Source organism: Erythrobacter litoralis HTCC2594 (assembly GCF_000013005.1).
Lineage (GTDB): Bacteria > Pseudomonadota > Alphaproteobacteria > Sphingomonadales > Sphingomonadaceae > Parerythrobacter > Parerythrobacter litoralis_A.
Genome location: NC_007722.1, coordinates 1,127,529 through 1,152,212, shown reverse-complemented (window position 1 = coordinate 1,152,212; position 24,684 = coordinate 1,127,529). Strand labels below are relative to the sequence as shown.

Annotated in this window: 25 protein-coding genes and 1 tRNA gene; 18 read left to right on the top strand and 8 right to left on the bottom strand. The window is 63.0% G+C overall.

All coding sequences use genetic code 11. The annotated features are described in order from the left end of the window. The first annotated feature begins 57 nt into the window (after positions 1-57). Together EL2594_RS05495 and EL2594_RS05490 are read left to right on the top strand one after the other, a co-directional pair. Complete coding sequence (locus EL2594_RS05495) at positions 58-390, top strand: DUF6122 family protein (protein ID WP_011414038.1); 333 nt, start codon at positions 58-60, stop codon at positions 388-390. Continuing rightward, a complete protein-coding gene (locus EL2594_RS05490) occupies positions 387-794 on the top strand; it encodes a DUF3052 family protein (RefSeq protein WP_011414037.1) in 408 nt (135 codons plus the stop codon). The genes EL2594_RS05495 and EL2594_RS05490 overlap by 4 nt, the downstream gene beginning before the upstream one ends. On the opposite strand, the gene EL2594_RS05485 is transcribed toward EL2594_RS05490, so the two are convergent. Beyond that, on the bottom strand, positions 791-1,576 hold the full coding sequence (locus EL2594_RS05485) for a Coq4 family protein (RefSeq protein WP_011414036.1): 786 nt from the start codon (positions 1,574-1,576) through the stop codon (positions 791-793). The genes EL2594_RS05490 and EL2594_RS05485 overlap by 4 nt on opposite strands. 104 nt (positions 1,577-1,680) lie before the next feature. On the opposite strand from EL2594_RS05485, the gene EL2594_RS05480 reads away from it, so the two are divergent. Next, complete coding sequence (locus tag EL2594_RS05480; RefSeq protein ID WP_011414035.1) at positions 1,681-2,364, top strand: nitroreductase family protein; 684 nt, start codon at positions 1,681-1,683, stop codon at positions 2,362-2,364. Here the strand turns inward: EL2594_RS05480 and EL2594_RS05475 are convergent. Together EL2594_RS05475 and serB are read right to left on the bottom strand one after the other, a co-directional pair. Beyond that, positions 2,361-3,203 (bottom strand): Coq4 family protein, encoded by an 843-nt coding sequence (locus tag EL2594_RS05475; RefSeq protein ID WP_233994317.1) that lies wholly within the window; start codon positions 3,201-3,203, stop codon positions 2,361-2,363. The two genes, EL2594_RS05480 and EL2594_RS05475, sit on opposite strands and share 4 nt — an antisense overlap. A gap of 79 nt (positions 3,204-3,282) precedes the next feature. Then, positions 3,283-4,158, bottom strand: coding sequence for a phosphoserine phosphatase SerB (serB, locus tag EL2594_RS05470; protein ID WP_011414033.1), 876 nt, complete (start codon positions 4,156-4,158; stop codon positions 3,283-3,285). Here serB and miaA point away from each other — a divergent pair. The 7 genes from miaA to EL2594_RS05435 all read left to right on the top strand — a co-directional run bounded on the left by miaA (position 4,151) and on the right by EL2594_RS05435 (position 11,183). Further along, complete coding sequence (miaA, locus tag EL2594_RS05465; RefSeq protein ID WP_041685115.1) at positions 4,151-5,110, top strand: tRNA (adenosine(37)-N6)-dimethylallyltransferase MiaA; 960 nt, start codon at positions 4,151-4,153, stop codon at positions 5,108-5,110. The genes serB and miaA overlap by 8 nt on opposite strands. Positions 5,111-5,228: 118 nt before the next feature. Then, positions 5,229-6,986 (top strand): biosynthetic-type acetolactate synthase large subunit, encoded by a 1,758-nt coding sequence (gene ilvB / locus EL2594_RS05460; protein ID WP_011414031.1) that lies wholly within the window; start codon positions 5,229-5,231, stop codon positions 6,984-6,986. Between the two features lie 12 nt (positions 6,987-6,998). Then, positions 6,999-7,514 (top strand): acetolactate synthase small subunit, encoded by a 516-nt coding sequence (ilvN, locus tag EL2594_RS05455; RefSeq protein ID WP_011414030.1) that lies wholly within the window; start codon positions 6,999-7,001, stop codon positions 7,512-7,514. A gap of 101 nt (positions 7,515-7,615) precedes the next feature. After that, positions 7,616-8,635, top strand: coding sequence for a ketol-acid reductoisomerase (gene ilvC, locus EL2594_RS05450; RefSeq protein WP_011414029.1), 1,020 nt, complete (start codon positions 7,616-7,618; stop codon positions 8,633-8,635). 83 nt (positions 8,636-8,718) lie between these two features. After that, positions 8,719-9,360 carry a YceI family protein gene (locus EL2594_RS05445; protein WP_041685113.1) on the top strand — a complete coding sequence of 214 codons (642 nt, stop codon included), beginning with the start codon at positions 8,719-8,721 and terminating at the stop codon, positions 9,358-9,360. 62 nt (positions 9,361-9,422) lie between these two features. Further along, complete coding sequence (locus tag EL2594_RS05440; RefSeq protein ID WP_011414027.1) at positions 9,423-10,025, top strand: DUF6151 family protein; 603 nt, start codon at positions 9,423-9,425, stop codon at positions 10,023-10,025. A 3-nt stretch (positions 10,026-10,028) separates the two neighbouring features. Beyond that, the gene (locus EL2594_RS05435; protein ID WP_011414026.1) at positions 10,029-11,183 is read left to right on the top strand and encodes an alpha-hydroxy acid oxidase; all 1,155 of its coding nucleotides are present in this window, start codon (positions 10,029-10,031) and stop codon (positions 11,181-11,183) included. Between the two features lie 82 nt (positions 11,184-11,265). Here the strand turns inward: EL2594_RS05435 and EL2594_RS05430 are convergent, their stop codons facing one another. The 3 genes from EL2594_RS05430 to EL2594_RS05420 all read right to left on the bottom strand — a co-directional run bounded on the left by EL2594_RS05430 (position 11,266) and on the right by EL2594_RS05420 (position 13,401). Continuing rightward, on the bottom strand, positions 11,266-11,568 hold the full coding sequence (locus EL2594_RS05430) for a hypothetical protein (RefSeq protein WP_011414025.1): 303 nt from the start codon (positions 11,566-11,568) through the stop codon (positions 11,266-11,268). Positions 11,569-11,842: 274 nt separating this feature from the next. Next, entirely contained in the window at positions 11,843-12,964 is a 1,122-nt protein-coding gene (locus EL2594_RS05425) for an epoxide hydrolase family protein (RefSeq protein WP_011414024.1), read from the bottom strand. Next, positions 12,961-13,401 (bottom strand): PaaI family thioesterase, encoded by a 441-nt coding sequence (locus EL2594_RS05420; protein ID WP_011414023.1) that lies wholly within the window; start codon positions 13,399-13,401, stop codon positions 12,961-12,963. Before EL2594_RS05420 ends, EL2594_RS05425 begins: the two co-directional genes overlap by 4 nt. Before the next feature lie 251 nt (positions 13,402-13,652). Here EL2594_RS05420 and leuA point away from each other — a divergent pair, with 251 nt between their 5' ends. The 5 genes from leuA (at position 13,653) to EL2594_RS05395 (ending at position 19,873) form a co-directional block, all read left to right on the top strand. Beyond that, on the top strand, positions 13,653-15,323 hold the full coding sequence (gene leuA / locus EL2594_RS05415; protein ID WP_041685110.1) for a 2-isopropylmalate synthase: 1,671 nt from the start codon (positions 13,653-13,655) through the stop codon (positions 15,321-15,323). 111 nt (positions 15,324-15,434) lie between these two features. Next, a complete protein-coding gene (locus EL2594_RS05410; RefSeq protein ID WP_011414020.1) occupies positions 15,435-16,712 on the top strand; it encodes a M24 family metallopeptidase in 1,278 nt (425 codons plus the stop codon). Between the two features lie 56 nt (positions 16,713-16,768). Beyond that, positions 16,769-17,563 (top strand): class II aldolase/adducin family protein, encoded by a 795-nt coding sequence (locus EL2594_RS05405; RefSeq protein WP_041685106.1) that lies wholly within the window; start codon positions 16,769-16,771, stop codon positions 17,561-17,563. A gap of 184 nt (positions 17,564-17,747) precedes the next feature. Further along, a complete protein-coding gene (locus tag EL2594_RS05400; RefSeq protein WP_011414018.1) occupies positions 17,748-18,800 on the top strand; it encodes an amidohydrolase family protein in 1,053 nt (350 codons plus the stop codon). Between the two features lie 92 nt (positions 18,801-18,892). Beyond that, entirely contained in the window at positions 18,893-19,873 is a 981-nt protein-coding gene (locus tag EL2594_RS05395; protein WP_011414017.1) for an NAD(P)H-dependent flavin oxidoreductase, read from the top strand. 4 nt (positions 19,874-19,877) lie between these two features. On the opposite strand, the gene EL2594_RS05390 is transcribed toward EL2594_RS05395, so the two are convergent. Together EL2594_RS05390 and EL2594_RS05385 are read right to left on the bottom strand one after the other, a co-directional pair. Continuing rightward, positions 19,878-20,513 (bottom strand): hypothetical protein, encoded by a 636-nt coding sequence (locus tag EL2594_RS05390; RefSeq protein ID WP_041685104.1) that lies wholly within the window; start codon positions 20,511-20,513, stop codon positions 19,878-19,880. A 230-nt stretch (positions 20,514-20,743) separates the two neighbouring features. Further along, positions 20,744-21,232, bottom strand: a complete 489-nt coding sequence (locus EL2594_RS05385) for a flavodoxin family protein (RefSeq protein WP_011414015.1) — start codon at positions 21,230-21,232, stop codon at positions 20,744-20,746. 82 nt (positions 21,233-21,314) lie between these two features. Between EL2594_RS05385 and recJ the strand changes: the two genes are divergently transcribed. The 3 genes from recJ (at position 21,315) to EL2594_RS05370 (ending at position 24,616) form a co-directional block, all read left to right on the top strand. Continuing rightward, positions 21,315-23,102 (top strand): single-stranded-DNA-specific exonuclease RecJ, encoded by a 1,788-nt coding sequence (gene recJ, locus EL2594_RS05380; RefSeq protein ID WP_041685102.1) that lies wholly within the window; start codon positions 21,315-21,317, stop codon positions 23,100-23,102. Positions 23,103-23,193: 91 nt separating this feature from the next. After that, positions 23,194-23,268, top strand: a tRNA-Glu gene (locus EL2594_RS05375). Positions 23,269-23,359: 91 nt separating this feature from the next. Further along, the gene (locus EL2594_RS05370; protein WP_011414013.1) at positions 23,360-24,616 is read left to right on the top strand and encodes a sensor histidine kinase; all 1,257 of its coding nucleotides are present in this window, start codon (positions 23,360-23,362) and stop codon (positions 24,614-24,616) included. Positions 24,617-24,684 lie beyond the last annotated feature (68 nt).

The following is a 24,684-nucleotide window of genomic DNA, read 5'->3' as shown; positions in this document are numbered from 1 at the left end:
CAGGCACTCTCGTGCTAAATCGACTGAGGCTCCCGCCTTCGCGGGAGTGCGGTAATTGTGATAATCCTCCAGCCCCTCCTCCACTATGGCGGACACGTGCTGGCTCCGTTTGCTATCGCCTGGCTGATCCGGCGGGAGCGATGGAAATCGACCGGACTGGTCATTCTTGCCGCCAACCTGATCGACCTCGATCATCTGCTCGCCGACCCGATTTTCGATCCGGGCCGGTGCAGCATCGGGTTTCATCCACTGCACACGATCTATGCGGCCGCGATCTACGCTGTGTTATTGCTGGTGCCGAAATGGTGGGTGCGTGCCTTTGCCCTAGGCGCGCTGTTGCACTTGGCGGTCGACTGGGGGGATTGCGGTATGCAGGAGTGGAGCAGATGACATCGGGCTATTCCAGCACGCCGCTCGCAAAGAAGCTCAACCTGCGCGACGGGCATCGTTGCTGGTTCGAGAACATGCCCGAAAGCGTGATCGACGAGATCGACGAATACGCGCTCGAGCTGACCTTCGTCGCCAATCCCTCGGACGGCGTCGATGCGGTGCACCTCTTCGCGACTCAGCGCGCCGAACTGGAGGACCGTCTACCCACCTTGCGCGATCAGATCGCCAGCGACGGTCAGATCTGGGTGAGCTGGCCCAAGCAGGCATCGAAGGTGGAAACCGGCGTGACCGAAGATACGATCCGCGAGATTGCGCTGCCGCTCGGGCTGGTCGATACCAAGGTGTGTGCCGTGGACGAGACCTGGTCGGGCCTCAAACTCGTGATCCGCAAGGATCTGCGCTAAGCCGCCTGCGGCGCGAGCAATTGCTCTTCGGTGTGCCCTTCGGCTTCGAGGATTTTCAAGCACTCGCGGTAGATCACCGGTTTGCCGATGCCGAGGCGTGCGCGCGCTGCATCCAGGTTTTCGCGCATCACCCGCTCGACATCCATATGCGCCAGCTTCTGCGCCGCGCGGCCTAGTTGGCGGCCTTCCTTCACCACAGCATAGAGCGGGGCTTTGGTGCCGGTCGCCTTTTTGATTTCGCGCGCGCCGGCATAGGCGATGAAGAGGATGCCGGGATTGTGGTTCTGCTCGTAACTGAAACCCAGCAGCGCCTGTTCGCCCAGCGCATCGCGGCCATAACCGGTCAGGACATGGAACAGGTCGTGCGTGTCGCGGAGCCGCTCGAAATACCATTCGGTGAGGTCGGGCAGGCGTTTTTCCGGCGGCAACCAGCGATGCGATTCTGCGACCAGTCCCGCAGCGGACAGCCCTTCGCGCTTCATGAAACGGATGTAGTGCTGCGCGACGGTGTCCGGACCGCAATCAGTCCAGCGTTCGTGATCGTCGAGCACGGTGGGAATGTCGACGCCTTCCGACAGGAGCCGCTGCCCCTCCTCCGACTGGACGAAATCCCACGCTTGCCGGTGGCTCTTCTTGCTCTTGGTGGCTTCGATGATGTGGAAGACCTGCGCAGTATCTTCCTTGTCGGCCACGAGCTTGCGGAAATGGTGCCACACCTTGAGCGGTTTGAACCCGATCGTCTGGCGGTCGGGGTGCACGAGCGGGCGATCTGTCAGGGCCATCCTCTATCTCCTGCGAGGAAAATGCGCTCTACTTACATTCATGTCAATACCGTGCAGCGAAGAGGGTTTTCATCAGAGCTGAAACCTCCGATAGCTATTGTACGATGCCGCACGAAACCGTTCCGTATGCGCTCCCGCCGCTGTCCGATGCAGAACGCCTAATCAAGGCTACTGCCATGAGGGAAAAGCTCGCAGGGCGAAGGACCTGTCGTTATTTCTCCGACGCGCCCGTCCCGCGCGAAGTGATCGAACAGGCGATCCTCGCCGCTGGAAGCGCGCCCAACGGCGCCAACCATCAGCCGTGGCATTTCGCCGTCGTCTCGTCGCCGGACAAGAAGAAGGCGATCCGCGAGGCCGCCGAAGAGGAAGAGCGCCGCTTCTACGGCGTGGACGGCGACAAGCCGAAGGCGAGCGAAGAGTGGCTCGAAGCCCTCGCCCCGATCGGCACCGACCCGGACAAGCCTTTCCTGGAGACTGCGCCGTGGCTGATCGTCGTCTTCGCCCAGCGGAAGGGCGGCATCGAGGAAGACGGTAAAACGCAAAATTATTACGTCAACGAAAGCGTCGGCATCGCCTGCGGAATGCTGATTGCTACCTTGCACGAAGCAGGCGTGGCCACGCTAACGCACACGCCCTCCCCCATGGGTTTCCTGCGCGAGCTATGCGGCAGGCCCGAACACGAAAAGCCGTTGATGATCGTCGTGGCAGGGCTGCCTGCGGAAGGTGCCACTGTGCCCATCCATGCGATCAGGAAGAAGCCGCTCAGCCAGATTGCCAGCTGGCTCTAAGCCGATGCAGTGGCGGCTTGCTGGCCCAGCAGGTCGTAGGGGTCGATGCCCTGCCCACGCCACGCCGCGTGACATTGCTCGTAGTATGTCGGATCGCCGACGCCGAGCATGGCCTGCGCTTCGCTGAGCGGCATCGCCAACAGGTCGAGGATTGACATTTCACAAATGCGCGGCGCACCCTTGCCCATCCTGTGCGCCTGCCGGACGGCGCGAAACACCGGCGCGGGCGACCGCACAGCCTTCTTCGTATTGAGCGCGCCGAGATAGGCGATGAAGAGATGCGCGAAGCCGCCGTTCTGGCCATAAGTGAAGGCAAGCACACATTGTTCGCCCAGCGCATCGCGGCCATAGCCCGTGAGCACGTGCAACAGGTCGTGCGTATCGCGGCGACGCCAGGCATACCATTCGATCAGGTCGCCATATTTGGGGCGATCAGGCCATGTCTTGTCGGCCTCGGCCACCAGCCCCGCAGCGGTCAGGCCTTCGCTTTCCATGAAGTCGCAATAGGCATGCGCGACGCTGCCCATCGGCATCTTGCGGAGCATAGCATGATCGTCGAGCACGGTCGGCAGGTAGGGTTCACGCGCGCGGATTGCTGCGCCCTTTTCGCTCAGCGCAAACGCTCGGGCGAAAGGCACGAACCGCTTCGATGGCAAAGCTTCGAAGATCTTGAAGACATGCGTCGTGTCTTCCTTGTCCTTCAGCAACTCACGAAAATGGTGAAATGCAGCGCGAATATCGCGTTTCGGCATGGGCCGATCCGGATGGCGGAAAATCGTGCCGTCCGGCGCGCTTTCAATCGCGGCATTGGGCGTTGCGGGGGAAGGAGTCTGTTTCATCATCGTCTTCATGGGGTGGGAGTTCCCCTTCGCTACTACTGACACGAGTGTCAATATAGGATGAAACAGGCATTCGCGTTTAGGTTTCCGCCCAGTCTTCTGTGGCGATACCCAGAAGTATGAGGATCGATGTCAGGTCTCCCCGATCGATCCAGCAGTTTGCCGATGCGCGCGCTTTCGGCTTGGCGCGATAGGCAACGCCGATATCGGCCGCGTCCAGCATCGGAATGTCATTGGCCCCGTCGCCCGCCGCGAGGCTGGTCGCGCGAGCGCCGAGAGCTTGCATCTCTTCCTCGAGCACCGATTGCTTTACCGAGCTGTCGACGACCGGTCCGTCGAGGCCACCGGTCAACTTTCCGTCTGAAACCTCAAGACGGTTGCCGACCACGCGCTCGAAGCCGATCTGCGCCGCGACCGGATCGGCGAAGTGATGGAATCCGCCGGTGACGAGCACTGTTTTGCATCCCTTCGCCTTGAGCGTTTCGACCACGATACGCGCGCCGCGGTTGGGCGTAATGCGCTCATGAAGGCACTGCGCAATCGCACCTTCTTCCAGCCCACAGAGCAACCCGACCCGCTCACGTAGTGCGGCTTCGAAATCGAGCTCGCCCTGCATCGCGCGTTCGGTGATGGCGGCAATTTGCGGCTTGATCCCCGCATAGTCGGCCAGTTCGTCGATGCATTCCTGCCCGATCATGGTGGAATCCATGTCGGAGATGAAGAGACGCGGGGTGACAGGGGGGATTGCCGTTACGAGGCCATCGCTCGGCCCGATGCGCTCGTCGATAGTCACGCGCACTTCTGCAACGTCCCAACTCGAAACGCGCAGCTCGACCATGGCGCCTGCGTCCCTCTCGATGCGCGACGACCAGCCCTTGTCATCCCACGCCGCGCGGAGGTTCTTGATCCGCGTTTCCAACCCGGCGGGGTCTGCTATCAGGCGGACGATGAGCATGGGGCAAACTCCGGAAGATTGGGGCGAAAAACCGCCGGTGGCGCTCATTGCAGGGCCGACCGCCAGCGGCAAGAGCGATGTCGCGGTGCGGCTGGCGCTGGCGCTGAAAAAGCACGGGCGCGACGCTGTCGTGATCAACGCCGACAGCGCACAGGTCTATGCCGATCTGCGCGTCCTGAGCGCGCGGCCCAGCGAAGATGAAATGCGCGGTGTCCCGCACGAACTTTTCGGGGAATGGGACGGAGCCGAAGCCTGCTCTGCGGCCGAATGGGCTTCGCGTGCGAAGGAAGAGATTTCCAAGGCGCACTTCACAGGTGCAGTGCCGATCCTTGTTGGCGGAACCGGATTGTATTTGCGCACGCTGCTGGAAGGTATCGCCCCGATCCCGCCGATCGATGCCGCCATTCGCGAGGCGATTCGAGCGTTGCCGCAGGATGAAGCGCGCGCGGCGCTCGAACGCGAGGACCCCGATGCCTCCAAGCGGCTCGCCCCCGCCGATGCCGCACGGACGGCGCGCGCGCTCGAAGTCGTGCGATCCACCGGCCGGACGCTGAGTAACTGGCAGCAGCACAAGAAAGGGGGCATCGGCGATCGCGTCGCGCTCCACCCCCTGATCATGCTCCCGGATCGGAAGTGGCTCTATGCGCGCTGCGACCGCCGATTCGAGCTTATGCTGGATCGTGGCGCTGCCAGCGAGGTTGAGACTCTGCTCGCACGCGATCTCGATCCGTCCCTGCCAGTGATGCGCGCTATCGGCGTGCGCGAAATCGCGGCCTGGTTGAAAGGCGAGATTGACCGGCCCCAAATGATCGCTTCTGGCCAGCAAGCGACGCGCAATTATGCCAAGCGGCAGTATACCTGGTTCCGGCATCAGCCACCGCCGGACTGGCCTCGCATCGAAACTTTCGATTTCAAGCTGGAGCGTGTTTTTGATGGATTATTTCAATATTAGAGTTTGACAGGACATATTGAGACTCGTAACAGGGCCTTGGACAAACCCCTTGGGCCCGACGTTCTCATTCGAACGCCGGGCCCTGCTTTTAGATACGACGCTCTGACGGAGACAGACAATGACCACCCCCTCCCCCGAAAGCAGTGGCGCGGCGATCCTCGTCGACTGCCTCGTGCGCGAGGGCGTGGAATTCGTCTTCGGCTATCCCGGCGGTGCCGTGCTCCCGATCTACGACGAATTGTTCGGGGACGAGCGCGTCCGCCATATCCTCGTCCGGCACGAAGCGGGCGCGGCGCACGCGGCGGAAGGCTATGCCCGCAGCACCGGGAAGCCCGGCGTCGTCCTCGTCACCAGCGGCCCGGGCGCGACCAATGCGGTCACCGGTATCGCGGACGCTTATATGGATTCGATCCCGCTGGTGGTCATCACGGGACAGGTCCCCACTCCGCTGATCGGGACCGACGCGTTCCAGGAGGCAGACACGGTCGGCATCACGCGGCACTGCACCAAGCACAATTATCTGGTGAAGGACCCGGACCAGCTCGGACCTGTTCTGCGCGAAGCCTTCCGTATCGCGACGACGGGGCGGCCCGGCCCGGTTCTGGTCGACATCCCCAAGGACGTTCAGATCGCCATGGCGGATGGCGACAGTGCAGAAAGGGCACCGCTCGCCTCGTCGCGCTACCAGCCACGCACGGTTGCTGCTCCTGACGAGATCCTCGAAGCGGTCGAGATGCTCGCAACGGCGGAGCGCCCTGTTTTCTACACCGGCGGCGGCGTCATCAATTCAGGGCCGAAGGCGAGCGAAGCGCTGCGCCAATTGCAATCGCTCACCAATGCACCTTTGACTTCGACCCTGATGGGTCTCGGCGCCTTTCCCGCCGACCATCCCGACTGGCTCGGTATGCTGGGTATGCACGGCACGTTCGAGGCCAACATGGCGATGAACCGCGCCGACCTGATCGTGGCTGTCGGTGCGCGGTTCGACGATCGTGTGACCGGCAGGCTCGATGCTTTCGCGCCCCAGGCCAAGAAGATTCACATCGATATCGACCGCGCCAACATTAACAAGGTGGTGCCCGTCGACCTCGGCATCGTCGGCGATTGCGGGACTGTGCTGGAACAGATGATTGCCGCCTGGGGCGACCGCAAAACGCAGGACCTGGGCGAATGGAAGGCCCGCATCGCCGGGTGGCGCGCGCGTGAATGCCTCGCCTATCCGGAGCGCGATGACGAGATCATGCCGCAAAAAGCGGTCGAGCGGCTGTTCGAACTGACGAAGGATCGCGACCCGATCATCACCACCGAAGTCGGCCAGCACCAGATGTGGGCGGCGCAATACTTCCGTTTCTTTGGGCCGAACAAATGGCTGACAAGCGGTGGCCTCGGCACGATGGGCTATGGCCTGCCCGCGGCGATCGGCGCACAGCTGGGCAATCCGGACAGCCTCGTGATCGATATTGCGGGCGAGGCGTCGATCCAGATGAACATTCAGGAGCTCGGCACCGCCAGCCAGTATCGCCTGCCGGTCAAGATCTTCATTCTCAACAATGAGTATATGGGCATGGTCCGCCAGTGGCAGGAACTGACCTACGAAAGCCGCTATTCGAATTCCTACTCCGACAGCCTGCCCGATTTCGTGAAGCTGGCCGAAAGCTATGGCTGGACCGGCATTCGCATCGAGGACAAAGCTGGTCTGGATGCCGGCATCCAGGCCATGCTCGATGCCGATGGGCCGGTGATCGTCGATTGCCTGGTCTCGAAGGAAGCCAATTGCTTCCCGATGATCCCGAGCGGGGCTGCGCATACCGACATGCTGCTTTATGGCGACCAGGTCGAAGGCACGATGGACGACGAAGCCAAGGCTTTGGTGTAAAGGGCAGCCACCATGAAGATCACAGCGAAAGAGGCCGAGCGCCATGTGCTCGCCGTCACCGTCGATAATGAGCCGGGTATCCTCGCCAAAATTACCGGGCTGTTCACTGCGCGCGGCTACAATATCGACAGCCTGACAGTCGCGGACATCACTGAAGACCACGCCATCAGCCGAATTACGGTAGTCACCAATGGACCGCCCGAAGTGATCGACCAAATCCAGGCGCAGCTTGAGCGCTTGGTGCCGGTTCATCGCGTCGTCGACCTGTCCGAAGCCGGCCCGCATGTCGAACGCGAGCTGGCGTTGGTAAAAGTCTCCGGCACCGGCGAGAAACGCGTCGAAGCACTGCGCCTGGCCGACATTTTCCGCGCGCGGCCCGTCGACACGACGACCGAGAGCTTTATTTTCGAGATCACCGGCCCGCCGGACAAGGTCGACAGCTTCATCGCCCTGATGCGCGAACTCGGCCTTGTCGAAGTCGGCCGGACCGGGATCGTCGGCATGATGCGCGGGGCGGAGGCGCTTTGAGAAGTTTCGTCATCCCAGCGAAAGCTGGGATCTCGCGTTGCAAGGCGCGACCGAGGATAACCAGATCCCGGCTTTCGCTGGGATGACGTGAGGGAAGAACAGTGAAAGTTTATTACGACGCCGATGCCGATCTTGGACTGATCACGGACAAGAAGATCGCCGTGCTCGGCTATGGCAGCCAGGGGCACGCCCATGCACAGAATCTGCGTGACAGCGGGATCAAAGAGGTAGCAATCGCGCTGCGCGACGGCTCTTCCAGCGCGAAGAAAGCGCAGGATGCTGGCTTCAAGGTGCTCAGCAATTCCGACGCTGCCGAGTGGGCCGATATCCTGATGATCCTCGCCCCCGACGAGCACCAGGCGGCGATCTGGGCGGATGACCTTGCGGGCAACATGAAGCCGGGCAGCGCCCTCGCCTTCGCCCACGGGCTCAACATCCACTTCGGCCTGATCGAACCACCCGCCGAGATCGACGTCATCATGATCGCGCCGAAGGGTCCTGGTCATACTGTCCGCAGCGAGTATCAGCGCGGCGGCGGCGTGCCCTGCCTCATCGCCGTCCACCAGGATTCGAGCGGCAATGCCAAGGACATCGCCCTCGCCTATGCCAGCGGTGTCGGCGGCGGGCGCAGCGGCATTATCGAGACCAACTTCCGCGAGGAATGCGAGACCGACCTGTTCGGCGAGCAGGCCGTGCTGTGCGGCGGGATCACGCACCTGATCCAAGCCGGCTTCGAGACGCTGACCGAGGCCGGATATGCACCGGAGATGGCCTATTTCGAGTGCCTGCACGAGACCAAGCTGATCGTCGACCTGCTCTACGAAGGCGGCATCGCCAATATGCGCTACTCGATCAGCAACACCGCCGAGTATGGCGACATCACCACCGGCCCGCGCATCATCACCGATGAGACCAAGGCCGAAATGAAGCGCGTTCTCGGCGATATCCAGTCGGGCCGCTTCGTGAAGAACTTCGTCCTCGACAACCGCGCCGGCCAGCCCGAACTCAAGGCTGCCCGCAAGCGCGCCGAAGCGCATCCGATCGAACAGACCGGTGCCAAGCTGCGCGCAATGATGCCGTGGATCGGCAAGAACAAGCTGGTCGACAAGGACAGGAACTAGCGCGTCCTTAAGCGCCAGATCGGAACCACCCCTGTCCCGCCCGGTTGATGCCGGGACGGGACATTTTTTTTTCGGAGGTTCGCATGAAAAAGCCGCTTTTCGCACTTGCCCTGGCCGGATCGGCGGCTTTGGCCGTCACCTCGATCTCGGCTCAGGAAGCCGGTATCCCGGGCGCTATCGACGCTAGCCGAGTCCAAGCTGGCAGCTATACGATCGATCCCGCCCACACCCAGGTCGGCTGGCGCGTCAGCCATTTCGGCTTCAATGATTATCTCGGCCTGTTCGGCCAAATTACAGGCACCATGCAGGTTGATCCGGCGGCGATCGAAGATGCCAAGTTCGATATCACCATCCCGATCTCCTCGGTTGCGGTGTCCAGTAATGGCCTGAAAGAGCACCTTCTGCGCCCGGGCAAGGATGGTGCGGCTCCCGATTTCTTCGGGCCGGAGCCGGAACCCGCCAAGTTTGTCTCCACATCGGTTCGGCAAACGACCGAAACAGCTGCTGTCGTCTCGGGCATGCTGACCATGAACGGCAACACCGGCCCGGTCACGATGCTGGTGAATTTCACCGGTGCCGGCACCAATCCGTTCAACAAGAAGGAAACGGTCGGCTTCGAAGCGAGCGCCATGATCGATCGCACGCAATGGGGCATCGACTACGGCGCTCCGGCTATCGGCCGCGAAGTCGAACTCAATATCAGCGTCGCCTTCGAGAAGGACTGACGCTCGCGCATCTGGCCTGAAAAGCCCTATCGTGCTGCAACCCGGCGCGATAGGGTACGTTCATGACGCAAGACCTCGCCATTTCCTGCTCCTGCGGTACCGTCACCGGCACATTGCACGATGTCGGGCCGGACGAAGGCGACCGGCTAGTCTGCTATTGCAGCGATTGCCGGGACTTTATCCGTGTGCTGGGCCGCGCTGGCGACGTTCTCGACGATCACGGCGGCAATTCGGTTTACCAGACACGCGTCGCCAAGCTGGAGTTGCATACCGGCGCAGACATGCTTTCCACACTGCATATGACCGACAAACCCACAACGCGCTGGTATGCATCGTGCTGCAATACGCCGTTCTTCAACACCCTCGCGAGGGCCAAGCCGCCTTTTCTCAGCGTCAATACCGCCTGCTGCGACAAATCCCGCGTCGACGCCGTGCTGGGTCCGCCGAAGGGTCAATTCCTCGCCGAAGAGGCCGAGCCGCCAATCGAGAACCCGAAAACCGTTTCGATGTTCAAATTGGCTCGTGGCTTCATTCCGCGCCTGCTACGCGACGTGATCAGCGGCGACTGGAAAAAATCCCCGCTGTTCGATCCCGAAACCAAAGAGCCGATTGCCAGTCCCCGCCGCGTGTCGCCTGAAGAGCGCGCCACTTTGGGCGAAGCCTGACACGTGCGCCTCTCCGACTGCCACAATATCGAGGATTTTCGCCGCCTCGCAAAGACCCGTCTTCCGTGGCCGGTCTTCGACTATATCGATGGTGCCGCCGACGACGAATTGACCAAGGCCCGCAATACCGCAGCCTATGACGATGTCGATCTGGTACCCGATGTGCTGGCTGGCGTGGCCGAGATCGACACGTCCTGCACGATCATGGGCCGCGAAAGCGCCCTTCCCCTGTTGCTCAGCCCGACGGCGGTGCAGCGCGCCTTCCATTGGCAGGGCGAAACCGCCGTGGCCAAGGCGGCGGAGAAATTCGGGCTGTGGTTCGGCATCTCCAGCCTGGCGACGCGGAGTATCGAGGAAATTGCTGCGCTCACCCAGGGTCCCAAGCTGTTCCAGCTTTATGTGCACAAGGACAAGGGGCTGAATCAATCGATGATAGAACGCTGTCAGGCCGCGCAGTTCGATGCGCTCGCGCTCACGGTCGACACCATTGTCTCCGGCAAGCGCGAGCGGTGCCTGCGAAGCGGCTTCACCACTCCGCCCAAGTTCTCACCAAGTGCGGTGTGGAGCTACGCCACGCGGCCGCGCTGGACGCTCGATTACCTTTTCCGCGAGAGATTTCGCTTGCCCAATCTCGACACGCACGTCGCGGAAGGGTCCCGCGAGGCTGTGAGCATCGCTGAGTATTTCAACACCATGCTCGATACCTCGATGAACTGGGACACTGCCGCCAAGATCCGGCAGGACTGGGGCGGTACCTTCTGCCTGAAAGGGGTGATGAGTGCGGGCGATGCGCGACGCGCGGTCGAGATCGGGGCCGATGCCATCATGATCTCCAATCACGGTGGGCGGCAGCTCGACGGCAGCCGCGCGCCCTTCGACCAATTGGGCGAAATCGTCAAGGCAGTCGGCGGCGAGATCGAGATCATTTGCGACGGCGGCGTGCGGCGCGGGACGCATGCGCTGAAAGCTGTGAGTGCTGGCGCGACGGCGGCGAGCGGCGGGCGGCTCTACCTCTATGCGCTCGCGGCCGCAGGTCAGCCTGGTGTCGAGCGCGCCATCGGCATTCTGAAGGACGAGATCGAGCGCGGGATGCGGTTGATGGGCGTGACCTCGGTCGATCAACTCACCGCGGACCGCCTGCGCTGGCGCTATTCGTGAAAAAGGGGCAGCCGGCGGGTAGACCGACTGCCCCGGACGAGCGGGCAAGGATGGGGAGGCCCCACTCGCCCTGCCGAGGGGGTTAATCCCGGCCTTCCGGATCGGCCTTTCCCTCGACACGGGTCTGCTGTGAAGACGGATGGCTATCCGCCTTCAGAGCCCTTTCGGCTTCGACATTGCGTGCAGCGTCGCGTTCGGCGCGTTGCTTCTCGGCGCGGCGCTCGGTCCGCCTTTCCGCGCGGCGTTCGGCAAATCCGGCACGGTCGATGCGGGAGGCGAAGCCGGATGTCGTTCCGACCGGCTCGAAAGCCTGCGCCATCGGCGTCATGCCAAGGGTCGCGACGGTGCCGAGGATAAGGATGAGAGTTCGTTTGGACGGGGTCATGGCCTGCTCTTTCAGGTGCAGAAATTGCGGTGAGATGCCGCCGGGCGGAAGGGGTCGCCGCGCGGCAGGACATCGTCGCTGCGGCGTGAAGCTTGCGCCTCGTGTCCTAGGCTGCCTCCCGAGACGAGCAGGACGTGATCGAAGATCGATCGGATGGATGAGGAGAGAGTTTGCATCGTCACGACCTTTCAAGTCTCGACGCAAGCGCCTCGCCAGCGTCTGACCGGTGGTTCGCAAGTGATGCGGCTCAGGTTACAGGAAGCTCGCGCCTTGGCTATCGCATGAGTGAAAAACAGGCGCGCAACTCGGCGGCGAACAGCTCCGGCTGCTCCCACGCGGCGAAGTGTCCGCCCTTTTCGCATTCATTCCAGTAGACGAGGTCGGCGTAGCGACGCTCCGCCCACTTGCGGGGCGCGGGGATGATTTCTTTCGGAAAGGCGCTCACCCCGGCGGGTATCGCCACCGTCCCCTCGCCGAACCTGGCGAAGCTCTCCCAATAAAGCCGCGCCGCCGAGGCTCCGGTCTCGGGGAGCCAGTAAAGCATGATGTTGTCGAGGATCGCGTCCATGCTCAACGTGTCGAAGGGCGAGCCGCCGTTGTCGGTCCAGAAGAACATCTTCTCGAAAATCCACCCAGCGAGACCCACCGGGGAATCGACGAGGCTGTATCCGATCGTCTGCGGGCGGGTGCTCTGTTGCTTGGAATATCCCGAGTCCCAGTCCTGGTAGAACTTGAGCGCTTTCAACGCCTTGAGCTCGTCCGGTCCCGGATTGGCCATGTCGTCCGGCCCCGGTCGTCCGATCGGCATGTTGACGTGGATGCCCTTGCAACCCTCAGGTGCTTGCGCGCCGATGGCGGTCGTCACGGCGGAGCCCCAATCGCCCCCTTGCGCGACCCACTCGGTGTAGCCGAGCCGCTGCATCAGCGTGGCCCATGCCGTGGCGATCTTGTCGACGCCCCAGCCTGTGTTCCTCGGCTTGCCGGAAAACCCGAAACCCGGCAGCGACGGAGCGACGACATGGAAAGCCATTCCGTCCTGCGGCTCGGTCAGCAGCGGGATGACGTCGAAGAATTCGCGCACCGAGCCGGGCCAGCCATGGGTCAGGATCAGCGGCAGTGCATCGTCGCACTTCGACCGGACATGCAGGAAATGGATATCGAGGCCGTCGATCTCCGTGATAAACTGGCCCAACGCATTGAGCTTCGCTTCGCCGGCGCGCCAGTCGTAGCCGTCGCGCCAATAGGCGGCGAGATCCTGCAGTGCAGCGAGCGGTGTTCCTTGCGACCAGTCGTCGACCGGCTCCTTCTCCGGCCAGCGCGTATCGTCGAGCTTGCGATGCAGCCGATCCAGATCAGCCTTGGGAACGTCGAGAACGAAGGGCCTGATCTCGCTCATGCGCCGTCGCCGGTCGCTTTCCTGGAAGCCGCCATGACCCGGCCGACATCGGCGCGAAGGATCGTACTGGTCGCCTTGGCGAGGACCGTGCCATCCTTGTCGGTCAGGTGCCCCTCGTAGAAACTCGTGCGCTTCCCGTGCCGCTCGACCCACGCCTCGGCGATCACAGGACCCGGGCGGGTCGGCGCGAAATAGCTGACCTTCAATTCCAAGGTCATCGGCACGATGCCTTCGCCGTTCTTCGCCATCGCCGCATGCGCCATCGCTGCGTCGATCCAGCCACTGATGAAACCGCCCTGCACCACCCCGCCGGAGTGACACTGCTCGGGCTTGGCCTCGTATTCGAGGCTGGCACGGCCTTCCGGATCGATTGCGATGATGCGGACCAGCCCCATCGTTTCGTAGAGCGAATGGGAAGCGTCGGGAGTTTCAGGCATGGCTGTCCTTGCTGTCGTGAACGATTATTGCCCGCGATGCCTGTGCGGGAATGGGTTTACAACCCCCGTCGATGCCAGCATACAGCGCGCATGGTAACGAAGCGCGGCCTGCTAATTCGACTTACACGCCCTTGGGCGTGACATCCGGCGTGCGGTAACGGCGCGCCACGCGCCCAAGGGTATCCGCCACCTTCGACCAGACGACCGACACACCGGAAATCATGACCCAGCCCGAGCCAAGAATGCGCAATATGTTGCGCGACCCCGCGCGAAAATATGCGGCCTTTCCGCAAATCGACCTGCCCGACCGGCAATGGCCGAGCCGGACTATAACCGCCCCGCCGCGCTGGCTCAGCACCGATCTGCGCGACGGCAATCAGTCCATCATCGATCCCATGGATGCAGTGAAGAAGAACCGCTTTTTCGACCTGCTGGTGGAGGTAGGGATTAAGGAAATCGAAGTCGGCTTTCCCAGCGCAGGGGCAACCGAGTTCGATTTCATCCAGGGATTGGTGCGCTCGGGACGCATCCCCGATGATGTGACCGTACAAGTGCTCACGCAGAGCCGCGAAGAGCTGATCCGCACCAGCTTCGAAAGTCTGGCAGGCGCGCGTGCGGCGATCGTCCATCTCTACAACGCAGTCAGCCCAGCATGGCGCGAGATCGTGTTCGGTATGACGACCGAAGAAGTGATCGGCGTTGCTGTGAAAGGCGCACAGGTGCTTGCAGACGAAGCAGACAAGCGGCCCGACACCGATTGGCAGTTCGAATATTCACCTGAGACTTTCTCCACCGCCGAGATCGATTTCAGCATCGAAATCTGCGCGGCAGTGATGGAAGTTCTCCAGCCCACCCCGGACAGGCCGATCATCCTCAACCTGCCTGCCACGGTAGAGGCGGCAACGCCCAACATCTACGCCGACCAGATCGAGTATTTCTGCAAGCATCTGCCGAACCGCGAGAGCGCGGTGATCAGCCTGCATACGCACAACGATCGCGGCACGGGCGTGGCGGCAGCCGAACTCGGCCTGATGGCGGGCGCAGACAGGGTCGAAGGCTGCCTGTTCGGCAATGGCGAGCGCACGGGCAATTGCTGCCTCGTGACCATGGCGCTCAACATGTACACACAGGGCCTCGATCCGGAGCTCGACTTTTCAGACATCGACCGCGTGATCGAGACGGTCGAGTACTGCAACCAGCTCCCCGTCCACCAGCGTCATCCCTATGGCGGCGAGCTGGTCTACACCGCTTTTTCGGGCAGCCACCAGGACGCAATCAAGAAAGGCTTCGCCGCGCACGAGCGACAGAACGACGAGCGCTGGCGCGTGCCCTACCTGCCGATCGATCCGGCCGACCTGGGTCGCACTTACGAAGCCGTCATCCGCGTCAACTCGCAAAGCGGCAAAGGCGGCTTCGCCTGGGTGCTCGAGCAGGACCAAGGCCTCAGATTGCCCAAGAAGATGCAGGCCGACTTCTCGCCCCACGTGCAGGCCATGGCCGACAAACTCGGGCGCGAGCTCAATGCCCAAGACATCTGGCAGACCTTCCGCAGCGCCTACCATGTGCAGACGCCCGACAAGCGCTTCCAGCTCGTCAGCTACGAGGAAAGTCGCGCCAGCGACGGGACGCGCCTGTTCACCGGCACGATCGCGGTGGACGGCGAAGAGCGGAGCGTCAGCGGCCGCGGCAACGGCCTGATCTCCAGCGTGATGGCGACCCTGCGCGATGCATTCGACGTGCAGCTGGAGGTGGTGGATTATACCGAGCATGCGCTCGGTGCCGGCACCGACGCCAATGCGGCGGCCTATCTCGAATGCCGGACGCCCGATGGTCGCACCATCTGGGGCTGCGGGATCGACGAGGACGTCGCCACTGCCTCGGTGCGCGCGGTACTGAGCGCGGCCAACAGCGCCGTGACCTAGGCGAAGACAGGAGAGAGGCAAATGCAGGTTCGGACGTTTCTTGCTGGGCTGGCGATAGCAGTCGGACCTGCCATCCTTGCGCTCCCACTCGCGGCGCATCCTGCCATAGCCATGAGCGAGACCGAACAGGCCGACCCGCAAGTGCCGCCACTCCTCTCGCTGCGCCAGCGCGCCGAATGGATCGATGCAAATCTGGAAGAGCGGCTCGAAACCATCATCCCGCAGATCATGCGCGAACAGGGCATCGACATGTGGCTGCTGATGGCACGCGAATATTTCGAAGAACCCGTGATCGCGACGATGCTCGACGCGAAAAGCATGGCCGCGCGGCGGCGGACGATCCTGATCTTCCATGACCCCGGTGAAGGCCGGGAAATCGAACGCCTGACGGTCAGCCGTTATGGCATGGCCGATCTGTTTGCGCCGTCATGGGAGCCTGAAAAACAGCCCGACCAGTGGCAGGCGGTCGCCGATATCATTGCCGCGCGTGAACCCGACACAATCGCCATCAATTATTCGGACCTGAAAGCCTTCGGAGACGGGATGACGCTAAGTCAGTACCGGCTGATGACCGCCGCCCTGCCAGAGAAATACCGGGACAGGATTGTCTCGGGCGAAACGCTCGCCATACGCTGGCTCGAAAGCCGCTCGACCCGCGAACTCGAAATGTATCCGCTGGTCGTACGAACCGCCCATGCGATCATCGCGGAAGCGTTCTCGCGAAAGGTGATCACGCCGGGCGTCACGACGGCGGAAGATGTCGAGTGGTGGTATCGCGAGCGTGTTTCGAACCTCGGTCTGAAAGTCTGGTTCCACCCCTCGGTGGGCATCCAGCGACAGGGCGAGGACGAGATGCTGCGCGGCGATACCGTGATCCAGCCCGGGGACCTATTGTGGACCGACTTCGGCATCACCTACCTGCGGATCAACACCGATACCCAGCACCTCGCCTATGTTCTCAAGCCTGATGAGACCGACGCGCCTGCAGGACTGCGCCAGGGCCTCGCCAACACCAATGCCGTCACCGATATCCTGCGCAGCCATTTGAAGACTGATCTGACCGGCAATGAAATCCTCGCCGCAGCCCGCAAGGAAGCCATCGCCAAAGGCTATGATCCCTCGATCTACAGCCATCCGATCGGCTTCCACGGCCATGGTGCCGGAACCGCCATCGGGTTCTGGGACAACCAGGACGGCGATCCGCGCAGTGAATATCGGCTCTTTCCCGACACGGCATGGTCGATCGAGCTGACGACCTATGCCGACGTGCTGGAATGGGGCGACCAGCGGGTCGATTTCCGCACCGAGGAAAACGCTTTGTTCGATGGCGAGCAGGTGCATTTTCTCGATGGGCGTCAGACCGAGCTTGCCCTGATCCCCTCCGATTGAATGCGGCGGCCAGACAGGCTACAGATTGCAAAACGAGACCCGAGAGGAGCAGACCCATGGCCACCGTAATGGACAACAAGACCGCCAGCGACGACGCGCATATCCGCGACACCGTCAGCGACGAAGAATGGGCGGTCCGCGTCGATCTCGCGGCAGCCTATCGGCTGGTTGCACTCTACGGCTGGGACGACCTGATTTTTACGCACCTCTCGGCCCGCGTACCGGGGCCGGAGCATCACTTCCTCATCAACCCCTACGACATGATGTTCGAGGAGATCACCGCCTCTTCGCTGGTGAAGATCGACACCGAGGGACAGCCGGTCATCCCGACGTCCCATCCCGTCAATCCGGCCGGTTTCACGATCCACTCGGCGCTGCACATGAATTGCGACGATGCCCATGCGGTAATGCACCTCCATACGCCGTCCGGCCAGGCGGTCAGCGCCATGGCCGACGGGCTGATGGAGCACACCCAGACCGGCATGATCGCGCGCAGCGACATTGCCTATCACGAGTACGAAGGCATCGCGACCGATCTCGAGGAGCGCGAGCGCCTGGTCGAGGACATGGGCGACAAGCACGCCATGATCCTGCGCAATCACGGCACCCTGGCGATCGGCAGGACTGTCGGTGAATGCTTCCTGCGGCTCTATTTCATCGAGCGCGCCTGCGATGCCCAGGTCAAGATGCTGAGCGCGGGCCGCGAAAACCTCCATAACCCGCCGCAGGGCACGCCGGAAAAGGTCAAGGCGCAGACCCCGTCCGAGGGGATCGGCATGATCGCCAACGGTCTCGCTTGGCCGGCGCTGTTGCGCAAGCTCGACCGGATCGATCCGAGCTTCCGCAACTGACGCGCAGTGCGGCGTTTTCCTACTCGCATTCCGGCGGGTAGGAGAACCGCATGTCTCGCCGGATGCATTCACCAAAAGTTTTCGTACCCGCACCGATGAGGCGCCCGTTTTTCCTGCCTGGACAGTGGTCCATGCGGTCCATGTCTCCCGGGACAGCGGTGGCGGGGACGAGGAGAGTTCTGCCATGACCGAAGCGATTCTCGAGCCCGACCTGCCGATCATCGATCCGCATCATCACCTGTGGGACCTGCGGCCGATGGTGCCGGCCTTTCCTGAACCGCAGCACGATTTCATCGCCGCAATCGCCGGTGCGGCCTATTACACTTTCGACGAGCTGCAAGAAGACACCAGGGGCGGGCTCGCAGGCGGGCACAACATCGTCGGTACCTGCTTCATGGAATGCGGCGCATTCTACAACGCGGCCTATGGCGACGCGAAAAAAGTCGTCGGCGAGGTCGAGTTCGTCAACGGTGTCGCGGCGCAGGCTGCGAGCGGGCTGTACGGGAACTACAGCCCGTGCCATGCGATCATCGGGCATGCCGACCTGATGCTGGGCGACGGCGCGCGCCCGGTGCTGGAAGCGCTGCTGGCTGCCTCGCCGCGCTTCAAGGGTATCCGCCATGCAGCCGCGTGGGATGCCGATCCCGAGGTTCTCGGGCCGCCGTTCGGTTCGCCCGAAGGTCGCTATCTCGACCCGGTCTTTCGCGAGGGGTTCAGGCATGTCGGCGAACTCGGCCTGACATTCGATGCCTGGCTGCTCGAGCCGCAACTTGGCGATCTGCTGGACTTGGCCAAAGCGTTTCCCGACCAGCCCATCGTGCTCGATCATTGCGGAACGCCGCTCAACATCGCGAGCTATCGCGGAAAGCTGCACGAGAATTTCGATCGCTGGCGGCATTCGATCCATGCGCTGGCGGAGTGCGAGAATGTATCCGTCAAGCTCGGCGGCTTGGCGATGGCCTTTTGCGGCATGCCCGAGGACGGTCCGGCTAAAGGTCACAATTCCGAAGACCTCGCGGCATTGTGGCGACCCTATATCGAAACCTGCATCGAAGCCTTCGGCCCCGATCGCGCCATGTTCGAAAGCAATTATCCCGTAGACCGCTGGGGCGCGAGCTACGATGTCCTCTGGAACGCGTTCAAGCGCCTCGCGCACGGGCATTCGCAGGACGAAAAACACGCGCTTTTTGCCGGCACCGCAGCGCGTATCTACGGCATCGAAGATCTCCTGTCCTAGTTCGCCGACCACGGCCTTGAGGCTACTCGACAAGCGGCGCGCAGCGCTTTAGGCGCTCGGGTCGATTGCAAAACAAAACCGGAGTTCACTGGATGCCGCTTCCCGCCCCGTTCGACAAAATGCGCCTTCCCGTCATCGGATCGCCGCTCTTCATCGTCTCCGGGCCGGAGCTTGTCATTGCCCAATGCAAGGCCGGGATCATCGGCAGCTTCCCCGCGCTCAACGCGCGCCCCCAAACGCTCCTCGACGAATGGCTGCACCAGATCACCGAAGAGCTCGCCAAGCACAATCGCGAGAACCCCGATCGCCCGGCGGCTCCCTTCGCGGTCAACCAGATCGTTCACAAGTCGAACGACCGGCTCGATGCGGACATGGCGACCTGCGAGAAATGGCAGGTACCGATGGTCATCACCTCGCTCGGCGCGCGTACCGAAGTGTTCGACGCGGTGACGAACTGGGGCGGGATCACCATGCATGACGTGATCAACAATCGCTTCGCCAACAAGGCCATTGAGAAAGGAGCCAGCGGCCTGATCCCGGTCGCCGCCGGTGCGGGAGGCCATGCGGGCGTTCAGTCGCCGTTCGCCTTGATGCAGGAAATCCGCGAGTGGTTCGACGGGCTGGTCGCGCTGTCCGGTTCGATCGCGCACGGTCGTTCGGTGCTCGCCGCGCAGGCCATGTCCGCCGATTTCGCCTATATCGGCAGCGCCTTCATCGCGACCGAGGAAGCCAATGCCGACCAGGCCTACAAGCAAGGGATTGTGGAAGGCAGCGCGGAGGGTATCATCTACACCAACCTCTTCACCGGCGTGCACGGAAATTACCTGCGCAGTTCGGTCGAAGGGGCCGGTCTCGATCCGGACAACCTGCCGCAAAGCGATCCCAGCAAGATGAATTTCGGCAGCGGCGGCAACACCAAGGCCAAGGCGTGGAAGGACATCTGGGGCTCGGGCCAGGGAGTCGGCGCGATCAAGTCGGTCGGCTCGGTCGAAGACATGGTCGCGCGGATCGAAAAGGAATATCATGCCGCCAAGGCTGCGTTGATGGAGAATGTCGCGCCCTACAGCGACTGAGCGCTCAGGCCAGCCAGACCCGCACATAGCGGCGATTGGCCGAAGGCTCGAGCCGCAAGACACGACCGTCGGGCGCAGTGCTTTGTTCGGGCGCCTCGAGTGTGCCGCGATGGATCAATTGCTCCACCAGGCGATAGGCCAGCAATTTGGCCTGTTCGCGGTCGTCGGCGACGATCGGTTCGATGCGAACCTCCTGTCCTGTAAACCAGGCGAGACCGCGGCTCTCGATGGCGCCGTCGATCGCGGCGGCGAGGGTTACGACGAAAGTGGTCGGCATCGGTCCGCCCCCGAGCCAGCGGTCGACCGCATCTACGAAGGCGGGCTTACTCTGCGCGACACCCGAGGGAACCCAACATACTCCCGCACACCCGGCAAATGCGTCGCCGAGCAGCCGCGCCAGACGCAAGGCGCCGCGCACGACCGGCGTACTTGCCTTGCCGGCTTCGATATGCGGCCCCGCGGCCAGACCCACGCCCACCAGCGGCGCGCCACGCACCTCGACCGCGATATCGCGCCAATCGCGGATCTCGGGCACAGCGATACGGGGAGCGGGATCGAGCCCGACGAGATCGAAAGTCATTCCGTCGATGTGCAGTTCGAGCCGCTTGCTCGCCTGCTCGTTTCCGACGGCCTCGCCCACGACGGAAACCCCGTTCAACGACGCGACAACCGATACGACCTCCGCGATCGATGGTCTCTCCTGTGCATGGAAAAGCAGGACAAGGTCCGAACCGGATCCAGCGCCATCCCCTGAAGATTCGACCTGCGAAATCACCGCGTCCCTTGCTATTCTCGCGCGCACTTTCTGCGGCCTTTCGTCGCGCTAGTCGAGTCGTCAACGGTGATTTCGCTCGACTTCGGATCGGATTATCAGAAGACCCCCATGGAAAGGCCGGTCGCCAAGGCCTCCCCCAGCTCGCAGCATTGCGCGAGATCAGCATCGTCCAGCGTCTTCGGCGCTTCGATGGCTTCGCGTGTCTGGGCTTGGGTACAGACTATGATCGGCTCTGCCACGCGCTTCAATCGCCACCCCTTCGCGATGCGATCGATCTGGCGTTGCGCGCCCTCCCCGTCCGACCCTGCGGCAATAGCAGTGGCGTAGGGCCGCCCCTCGATCTTGCCTAGGACAGGATAATAACTGCGGTCGAACATCTCTTTCATCATCCCGCTCATGGTCGCGAGATTCTCGGGGCACACGAAGAGATAGCCCGACGCGGAGAGAAGATCGTCGGGTTGGACATCCTCGGCCCGCATCAAGCGCGCCGTGCCGCCCGCCCCTTTTGCCGCGGCTTCGGCCATGGCCCGGCTCGCACCGGTGCGGCTGTGCCACGCGATCAGCAGGGTGGGACCGTTGCTCATGACGGCACCTGCTCTTCCTTGGCTGGGTGAAAGTCAATGCTGCCCGCTTTGCGCACGCGGCCGTTGCGACTACCATTGCTCCATGGCCTCCCGATCCCTCTCGCATGTGTGCGGTGTCTCGCAATCCCTGTCCGGCAAGGCCTGGCGCTGGCGCGGCGGGAACATGGAGCTCGGCGATGGCGCGATCGGTCTGGAAGACGATATCGTCACCCAGTTGCTGCTTTCACGCGGCGTCGAGCGAGACGACCTGGAGCGGCATCGCGCACCGACGCTCAAGGCCTTCCTGCCCGATCCCTCGGTCTTTCAGGACATGGACAATGCCGCCGAACGCATTGCACAAGCGATCCTCGCGCACGAGACGATCACTATCTACGGCGATTACGATGTCGACGGGGCGACGAGCTCGGCGCTGTTGATCCGCCTGATCCGCATGCTCGGGCACGAGGCCGGCCATTACATCCCGGACAGACTGCTCGAGGGCTATGGCCCGAGCGGCGAAGCGCTTGTGAAGCTCGGCGAAAGCGGATCCAGCCTGATCGTCACAGTCGACTGCGGCGCGATGGCACACGAGGCGCTATCGATGGCGCGCGACGCTGGCGTCGACGTAATCGTCGTCGATCACCACAAATGCCCGCCCGACCTTCCGCCGACCGTGGCATTGGTCAATCCCAATCGCCTGGACGAAAGCGATCTCGCGGCGAGCCATGGCCATCTCGCGGCGGTGGGCGTTGCGTTTCTCCTCGCGATCGCTTTAGTGCGCACCCTGCGCGAGCGCGGTTATTTCGACGATCGCCCCGAACCGGACTTACGCGGATTGCTGGACTTGGTCGCGTTGGGCACAGTGGCCGATGTCGCTTCGCTGCACGGGCTCAACCGCGCCTTCGTTGCACAGGGTCTCAAGGTCATGGCCAAGCGCAACACGACCGGCATGAGCGCGCTGATCGACGCCAGCCGCCTGAAGCGCGCCCCCGCCTGCAGCGATCTTGGATTCGCGCTCGGGCCGCGCATCAACGCGGGTGGACGGGTCGGCGAATCGACATTGGGCGTGCGCTTGCTGACGACCGAAGATCCCGACGAGGCCCGCGAAATCGCCGAACAGCTCTCGCGCCTCAACGAGGAACGGCGCGCCATCGAATCAGAGGTTCAGGAGGCCGCCGAAGAACAGCTTGCCGCACAGCACAACCGCGCCGTGCATGTGGTTGCCGGGCATGGCTGGCATCCGGGCGTCATCGGGATCGTCGCCGGGCGGATCAAGGAAAAGACCGGCAAGCCCAGCCTCGTCATCGCGCTCGACGGCGAAAGCGCGCAAGGCAAAGGCTCGGGCCGCTCCATCGCCGGGGTAGATCTGGGCGCAGCGATCATCGCTGCGCGCGAAAACGATCTGCTGGTCGCCGGCGGCGGACATGCGATGGCGGCCGGCCTGACTGTGGATGCGGACAAGGTCGAGGCGCTGGCCGATTGGCTGGAGGCGCGGCTCGAGGGTCCGGTGGGGCGCGCAATGGCGGAAAAGGCGATGACGCTTGATCTGGCGGTCGGGCCTCGCGGCTTGACGCCAGAACTCGTCCATTCGCTGGACCGCGCAGGACCTTATGGCGTGGGCTGGCCCGGTCCGCGCGTTGCGGTCGGGCCGGTCCATGTGATCAAGGCGGACATCGTCGGCAACGATCACCTCCGCTTGATCGCCGGATCAGTCGAAGGAGGTTCGCTCAAGGCCATCGCCTTTCGCGCAGCCTCGACCGATTGGGGCCAGGCGCTGCTCCACAGCGCGCGCGGCCGCAGGCTCTGGCTTGCAGGACGCGCCAGGATCGACGATTGGGGCGCGCGTCCGGCGGCCGAATTGCATCTCGAAGATGCGGCTTGGGCCGATTGAGGCGAATTCCTGCGTTCGATCTGCATTTGCGGGGTTGACCACGCGCAGAGCCGCCACTAGATGCGCGGCTCGCCTCCGGGATGGGCCATTTGGCCCGTTCGTCTAGCGGTTAGGACGCGGCCCTTTCACGGCTGAAACACGGGTTCGATTCCCGTACGGGTCACCACCCGGAGGCGCAATTTCCCCTCATGCACCAGATATCCACTGCCGTTCGTGCGACGGTGGCGGGACGTGCGTTTCCCCTCTAAGGCCGCAGCGTGGATTCGCAGCCGACATTTCCCTGGCCCGGTCTTCTGATTGCGGTCGCGACGACGACAGTCCTGTCGCTCACCGGTCTCGAATGGCCGCTGGCGCTGGCGCTGTTCGTCGTCTGGTGCGGCACCTTGCTGCTCGGCGCGCAGCGCGAAGAAAGCCTGCCGCCGGAACCGCAGGATCCTGTCTTCTCGAAAGAGGGCATGGCGACGATGATCGAACATTCGGCCACGCCGCTCATGCTCAGCGAACGCAACCGCATCATCATCGCCAACCGCGCCGCACGCAGCGTTCTCGGTAGCCATGTCGTCGGTCAGGATGTGCGGGTCGCATTCCGGCACCCGGAAGCCATCGCCTTGATGGATCGCAATGAGCCTGGCCAAGCTATTGTCACAGGGCTGGCGCGACCCAAGGACATCTGGAGCGTCAACCGTTACCAGATGAACGAGGAGCTGGCAGTGATCGAGCTCGCCAACAGGACCGCCGAAGCCGATATCAGTCGCGCGCACACCGATTTCGTCGCCAATGCCAGCCACGAGTTGCGCACACCGCTGGCCTCGATCATCGGTTACGCCGAAACGCTGAGCGACACGCCCGACCAGATCGACACGCCCACAGCGCAGAAATTCATCGACACGATCTATCGCGAGGCCCGCCGTTTGCAGAGCCTCGTCAGCGATCTGATGTCGCTGTCGCGGATCGAGGCGGAAAAGCACGAACAACCGGTCGAGCGCGTCGATCTCAGTGCGGTGGTCGAGCGGGCCGCACGCGATGCCGCCAACCTGGGCGACCGCGCCGAGCGCCTCGTGATCGATATACACGGCCAATACGCGGTCGGCGGCGACGCGCAGCAACTCGAACAACTGGTCCGCAACCTCGTCGACAACGCCTTCAAATATGGCAGCAAGGATGCGCCGGTAACCGTCCGGCTGTCGCAAGCGGCCAGCGGCGACGCCAGGCTGGACGTGGTCGACCAGGGCGAAGGCATACCGCGCGAACACCTGCCGCACCTGACCCGGCGGTTCTACCGCACCGATCCTGGCCGCAGCCTCGCCTCTGGCGGGACCGGCCTCGGCCTCGCCATCGTCAAGCATATCGTCCAGCGTCACCGCGGCCGGCTCGACATCGATAGCGAGATGGGCGTCGGCACAACGATCACTGTGCGCATCCCACTCTGGCGCGAAATGGATGCACCCGAGATGGGCGGAGACGAGACCGCTAATGAGGTGGATAGCGGCGACAATGCAGGTGCCTTGTCATGAATTTGCCATATGGAGCCACCATCGCATTTCTGACCCGGGGGCAGGCGCAGACTCGCGTCCCGCCAATT